This window comes from Xanthomonas sp. SHU 308, from assembly GCF_000364645.1.
Taxonomy (GTDB): domain Bacteria; phylum Pseudomonadota; class Gammaproteobacteria; order Xanthomonadales; family Xanthomonadaceae; genus Xanthomonas_A; species Xanthomonas_A sontii.
The window spans coordinates 1-3,272 of record NZ_AQOK01000354.1 but is presented as its reverse complement, the minus strand read 5'-3'; the positions used below and the strand labels follow the sequence as shown (position 1 = coordinate 3,272).

3 protein-coding genes are annotated in these 3,272 nt (G+C 71.2%); 2 read left to right on the top strand and 1 reads right to left on the bottom strand.

The genetic code is table 11. From position 1 onward, the window contains the following. Together D588_RS0112385 and D588_RS0112380 are read left to right on the top strand one after the other, a co-directional pair. The coding region (locus D588_RS0112385; RefSeq protein ID WP_017916215.1) for an ATP-binding protein at nucleotides 1-1,089 on the top strand (1,089 nt) is incomplete at its 5' end. Further along, on the top strand, nucleotides 1,079-1,804 hold the full coding sequence (locus D588_RS0112380) for a response regulator (RefSeq protein WP_017911970.1): 726 nt from the start codon (nucleotides 1,079-1,081) through the stop codon (nucleotides 1,802-1,804). The genes D588_RS0112385 and D588_RS0112380, both read left to right, overlap by 11 nt. 237 nt (nucleotides 1,805-2,041) lie before the next feature. Here the strand turns inward: D588_RS0112380 and D588_RS0112375 are convergent. Then, nucleotides 2,042-3,272 (bottom strand): FAD-linked oxidase C-terminal domain-containing protein (locus tag D588_RS0112375; RefSeq protein ID WP_017916214.1); only part of this gene is annotated, 1,231 nt, incomplete at its 5' end.

The following is a 3,272-nucleotide window of genomic DNA, read 5'->3' as shown; positions in this document are numbered from 1 at the left end:
TCGCTCGCCGGCACGCTCGACGCCGAGGCCTGGCTGCGCCTGCAGCCGCTGGAGCGCGCGCATGACGGCGCCGACGACTACGCGCCGACGATGGCCGCGGTGGACCGCAGCGCCGCCGACTGGGCACAGCGCCACGGCCAGGCCACCGGTCGCTTCACCGATACGCTGGCCGGCGCGAGCTGGTGGTTCCTGCCGGTGCGCCACGAGCGCGGCACCATCGGCGTGGTCGGCTTGCGCTTCGGCGCCGGCGTGCAGCGCCCGGGCCTGGAGCAGCAGCGCCTGGCCGAGGCGATGGTCGAGGACATCGGCCAGGCCGCGCTGCGTACGCGGCTGGTCGCCGACCTGGAGAGCGCGCGGGTCAGCGGCGAGACCGAGCGGCTGCGTTCGGCCCTGCTGTCCTCGGTCTCGCACGACCTGCGCTCGCCGCTGGCGGCGATGATCGGCGCGGCCAGCAGCCTGTCCAGCTACGGCAAGGCAATGGACGCGGAGGACCGCCGCAGCCTGCTCGAGACGATCCAACTGGAAGGCGAGCGCCTGGACCGCTACATCCAGAACCTGCTGGACATGACCCGGCTCGGTCACACCGGGCTGACATTGAACCGCGACTGGATCGGCGTGGACGAACTGATCGGCTCGGCCGCGCGGCGCCTGCAGCGCTACCAGCCGCAGGTGCGGCTGGACATCGCCCTGTCCGCCGAGCTGCCGACGCTGTGGGTGCACCCGGCGCTGGTCGAGCAGGCAATCTTCAACGTGCTGGAGAACGCGGCCAAGTTCTCGCCGACGGATGCGGCGATCCGGGTGGCCGCGGGCATGGTCGAGGGCCGCCTGCGCATCGACATCAGCGACCGCGGCCCGGGCATTCCCGAGGACGAGCGCGCGCGCATCTTCGACATGTTCTACAGCGTCGAGCGCGGCGACCGCGGCCGCCATGGCACCGGCCTGGGCCTGACCATCTGCCAGGGCATGATCGGCGCGCACGGTGGCAGCGTCGAGGCATTGCCGGGCCCCGATGGCCGCGGCACCACGATCCGCATTACCCTGCCGCTCATCGAACCCGCCGCGCCGCCGTCCCGCCCCGATGCCGACTGAGTCCCACGCCGATCCGATTCCGCCGCCGCGCGTGCTGGTCATCGACGACGAGCCGCAGATCCGCCGTTTCCTCGACATCAGCCTGCGCGCGCAGGGCTACCGCGTGCTGCAGGCCGACACCGGCGCCGCGGGCCTGGCGCAACTGGCCGCGCACGGCGCCGAACTGGTGGTGCTGGACATCGGCCTGCCCGACCAGGACGGGCACAGCGTGCTGCGCGAATTGCGGCAATGGTCGTCGGTGCCGGTGATCATGCTCACCGTGCGCGCCGGCGAGGACGAAAAGGTGCAGGCGCTGGACGCCGGCGCCAACGACTATGTGACCAAGCCGTTCGGCGTGCAGGAACTGATGGCGCGTATCCGCGTGCTGCTGCGCATGCAGCCGGTGGCCGGCGAGGCCGAGCCGGTATTCGACGACGGCCACCTGCACATCCACCTGGGCCTGCGCGAAGTGCGCCTGGACGGCGAAGCGCTGCCGCTCAGTCGCAAGGAGTACGCGCTGCTCGCCCTGCTGCTGCGGCACAGCGGCCGCGTGGTGACGCAACCGCAACTGCTGCGCGAACTATGGGGCCCCACCCACCAGGACGACACCCACTACCTGCGCATCCTGGTCGGCAAGCTGCGGCAGAAACTCGGCGACAGCGCGGTGGCCCCGCGTTATATCGCCACCGAGCCGGGCGTGGGGCTGCGCTTCATCGGCGTGCAGTGCCATGGCTAACGTGGCGTGCTCCTGCCTGATGTTGCAGGGAGCTTTCGTCGGGACTCGGGACTGCAGAATGATGTCCGGAGCCAAATCACCGTCGAGCGATTCGATAACAAAGTGGTGAGTTCTTAAAGAAAAGCCGGCCTTGCCGAAGCGGCGATCCATCCGATTTTGTGGGAGGGACTGAAGTCCCTCCCACAGTGCAATCGCAAATACTCCGCACTCGCGGAAAATCCCGAGTCCCGAGTCCCCTCAACACCCCGGCAACACCTTCCCCGGATTGAGGATCCCATCCGGATCCAGCGCCCGCTTGATCGCGCGCATCGCGTCAAGGGTCGCGGCATTGAAGGCCTGGTCCATGTAGTCGCGCTTGGCCACGCCGATGCCGTGTTCGCCGGACAGCGTGCCTTCCAGCGACAGCACCAGCGCGAACAGCCGCGGCAGGGCGGCCTGTGCGCGTGCGGTTTCGGCGGCGTCGTCGGGCGCGTACATGATGTTGACGTGCAGGTTGCCGTTGCCGGCATGGCCGAAGGCCACGATCGGCAGGTCGAACTCGGCGGCCAGCGCTTCCACGCCGGCCACCAGCTCAGGGATGCGCGACACCGGCACCACCACGTCCTCGTTGATCTTGCCCGGGCGGATCGTGCGCAACGCCGGCGACAGCGCGCGGCGCGCGGCCCACAGACGGTCGCGCGCGCTGCCGTCGGCGGCTACGTCCAGCGCCAGCAGGCCGTCGCCTTCGGCGGCGGCGCCCAGCGCCTGCAGCGTGTAGGGCAGGGTGTCGTGGTCGCCGTCGGCCTCGATCAGCAGCATCGCGCCGGCCTCGGCTACGTCGCTGCCGTTGCGGCGCAGCAGCGCGATCGCGCTGCGGTCCATGAACTCGAGCATGGTCGGCGTGCTCGGCTGCGCCATCAGCCGCGACACCGCCGCCGCGGCGGTGGCGGCGTCGCGGTACAGCGCGCGCAGGCCGGCCTGCGCCAGCGGCCGCGGCGACAGCTTCAGCGTCGCTTCCACGATCAGCGCCAGGGTGCCTTCGCTGCCGACCAGCAGATGGGTCAGGTCGTAGCCGGTGGCGTCCTTGGTGTAGGCGCCGCCGCAGCGGATCAGCTCGCCGCTGCCGGTCACCGCGACCAGGCCGAGCACGTTGTCGCGGGTGGCGCCGTACTTCACCGCGCGTGGCCCGCCGGCATTGGTCGACAGGTTGCCGCCGACGCTGCAGATCTCCGCGCTGGAAGGATCCGGCGGCCAGAACAGCCCGTGCGGCGCCAGGGCCTGCTGCAGGTCGCCGTTGAGCACGCCGGGTTCGACCACCGCGCAGCGGTCGGCCGGGCGCAGCTGCAGGATGCGGTTCATGCGCGCGAACGACAGCACCACGCCGCCGGCGAACGGTACCGCGGCGCCGGCGGTGCCGGTGCCGGCGCCGCGCGCTACCAGCGGCACGCGGTGCGCGCGGCAGGCGCGCACGATCGCCTGCACCTGCTCA